Source organism: Promicromonospora kroppenstedtii DSM 19349, from assembly GCF_000515355.1.
GTDB lineage: Bacteria > Actinomycetota > Actinomycetes > Actinomycetales > Cellulomonadaceae > Promicromonospora > Promicromonospora kroppenstedtii.
The window spans coordinates 425-3,437 of record NZ_KI911619.1 but is presented as its reverse complement, the minus strand read 5'-3'; the positions used below and the strand labels follow the sequence as shown (position 1 = coordinate 3,437).

Sequence of the window (3,013 nt, the reverse complement as noted above, 5' to 3'; positions counted from 1 at the left end):
TCCACCGCGCTCACCGCCCCGGTCGTCGCGACGCGGACCGTTGCCGTCGTTGCGGTAGGCGCTCTTGCGCTCGCCGCGGCGGTCGCCCTCGCGGTCGTTCCCCTGGTCACGGGGCGTTTCGTTCACGGTGTTCCCTTCGATGACAGATGCCCGAACATTCTCCCACGGCAGCCGTCGTCTCCCGGGGTCGAAAGGATGTGACGTGCGCGTCCGGCGGTGACGACACAAGACAAGATCGGCAGTCTGCATCGAGATCGGTCCAGCGCTGAGCCGATCTCGATGCAGACTGCCGATCAGGGACCTGGGCAGCCCAGTCGCTACCCGCTCAGGTCCTCAGCGGGAGGACCTCCGGGTTGTAGGCGTCCGGCTGCCGCAGCATCCGCACGGTCACCAGGGTCAGGGCCGCGACCACGAGCAGCAGCACCACCATTCCCGCGTTGAACGCGAACCCGAAGATCCAGAGATACCCGATCCCACCCGCCGCGAGGCAGTAGTACGTCATGGGAAGGATCGTCTTGCGGATCAGGTCGCCCTCGCGGCCGAGCAGACCGACCGTGGCGGCCGCGGCGACCACGTTGTGCACGGCCACCATGTTGCCCGCCGCACCACCGACCGCCTGGAGGGCGGCGACGGTCTCGGGCGTCGCTGCCCCGATCCCCAGCCCGGTGTTGAACTGGAACAGCGCGAACATCATGTTCGACACCGTGTTGGAGCCGGCGACGAACGCGCCCAGCGCCCCGATGAACGGGGACACGATCGGCCAGCCCTGACCCGCCAGGTCCGCGGCGGCCTGGGCCAGCGTGATCGGCATCGAGTCGAGCCCGGCCGCATTGAAGTCCGGCCCGGAGTTGATGAAGATCCGCACCAGCGGCACGGCGCACAGCAGGGCGAAGGCCGCACCTCCGAGCTGGCCCGCGGCGACCTTCCACGACTCCCTGATCTGCGGGCCCCGCATACCGTGCAGCAGGTAGGTCATGAGGCAGACCAGGAGGAAGATGGCCCCCGGTGAGTACAGGAGGTCCATGTTCTGGCTGATCCCGGTGCCGAAGATGTTCGGCACCTCGAGCACCGCGGGGCCGGTGAGGAAGTCCTTGATCACCGGGACGTTCCGGGTGATCAGCAGCAGCGCCGCCACGATGACGTAGGGCGACCACGCCCGGACCATCGACATGCGGCGCGTCAGCGTCGCCGCCTCCACCGTCGGGTCCACCGTCCCCATCCACCGGTCGCTCCAGCGCTCGCGCGGCGGGAAGTCCCAGACGTCCTTGGGCATGAGAAAGCCCTTCGACGACGTGAACATCACGAGCACCAGCCCGAGGAACCCACCGAGCAGCGACGGAAACTCCGGACCCAGCAGGTAGGCCACGGTCACGTACGGGACGATCATGGCGAGAGCCGCGTAGACGGCGAACGGGGCGACGGCGAGCCCCGCCCGGAACGATCGCGTCTCGCCGTAGAAGCCACACATCAGCGTGACGAGGATGAGCGGCACGAGGATGCCGACGATCGCGTGGATGGTCGCCACCTGGGTCGCGGTGTGGGCGACGAACCCGAGGTGGTCCAGCCCGAGCGCGTCGGCCCGCGCCTGGACCTCGGGGGCCAGCGCCCCCGAGGTGTCCGCGAGGCCCGTGCCCAGCCCGGTCAGCATGGGCGTGCCGACGGCGCCGAAGCTGACCGGCGTGGACTGGATGATGAGGCCCGCCATGACGGCAGCGGCAGCGGGGAAACCGAGTGCTAGCAAGAGCGGTGCGACGACGGCGGCAGGCGTACCGAACCCGGCCGCACCCTCGATGAACGACCCGAAGAGCCAGGCGACGATGATCACCTGCACCCGCCGGTCGGGGCTGATCGTGGTGAAGCCCGCACGGATCGTCTGCAGAGCGCCGCTCTTGGTCAGCGTCTCCAGCATCAGCAGCGCCCCGAAGATGATCCAGAGCAGACCGATGGCGATCAGCAGTCCCTGGACGACGGATGCGCCGACCGCGACCGGGGACATCCGCCACGCGAACAGGGCGATGAGTACCACCAGTGCCAGGCCGACCGGCATCGCGGTCCGGGCCGGCCAGCGAAATCCGAGCAGCAGGGTTCCTACGACGAGGATCGGGAGCAGCGCGAGCAGGGCGAGGACGCCGAGGTTGTCCATGGTGACTCCAGTCCGGCCTCGTTGCCGGGTAGGGTTCTCTGGAACTTTCGCATGGTGGAATTAGCACTCCACTCAGCGACAATCTAGCAGCAAACCCTCGCAATCGGGAGTTTTCGCCCGAACGGCTCGCCTCAGCCCAGCAGTTCCTCTGGACCCGCCCCGCGCATGGACGCATCCAGCACCAGCACCATGTGCGCCGTCGGCATCGCGCGGCCCTGCCGGGACAGCGCGTCCGTGATCTGCAGCAGGCAGCCGGGGTTGGACGTGACCAGCAGCTCGGCACCCGTCGCCGCCACGTGCGCGGCCTTGCGGTCCCCCAGCTCCCGTGCCGGCCCGGGGTTGGTGAGGTTGTAGATCCCGGCAGACCCGCAGCACATGTCGCCCTCGGCGATCTCCTTGACCACCAGACCGGGGATCGTCGCGAGCACCGCGCGCGGCTGCGCCTTGACGCCCTGCGCGTGCCGCAGGTGGCACGCGTCGTGATAGGCGATCGTCAGCGGCAGCGGGTGCCGCGGCGCGACGGGCTCCAGCTCCGCCAGCACCTCCGCGACGTCCCGGGTCCGGGCCGCGAACTCGGCGGCTCGCCCGGCGTACGCGGGGTCGTCCGCCAGCAGGTCCGCGTAGTCCTTCATGGTGGACCCGCACCCGGCCGAGTTGGCCACGATCCGCTCCACGCCCGCATCGGCGAACGCGTCGATCAGCGCCCGTGCGTGGTCGAGCCCCTCGGCCTCCCGCCCGGCGTGCACCGACAGCGCGCCGCAGCAGCCCTGGTCCGGCGGCACCACGACGTCGCAGCCCTCCGCCGCCAGCACCCGCGCCGTCGCCGCGTTCACGCCCGGGTAGAACTCGCGCTGCACACAGCCCAGCAGC

General features: G+C 69.8%; 2 protein-coding genes. Both read right to left on the bottom strand.

The window, feature by feature from the left end; all coding sequences use genetic code 11:
* Positions 1-325: 325 nt before the first annotated feature.
* Positions 326-2,143: an L-lactate permease gene (locus tag PROKR_RS04650; protein WP_036960029.1), complete on the bottom strand. Its 1,818-nt coding sequence runs from the start codon at positions 2,141-2,143 to the stop codon at positions 326-328.
* Positions 2,144-2,274: 131 nt separating this feature from the next.
* The coding region (locus PROKR_RS04645) for a (Fe-S)-binding protein (protein WP_036960027.1) at positions 2,275-3,013 on the bottom strand (739 nt) is incomplete at its 5' end.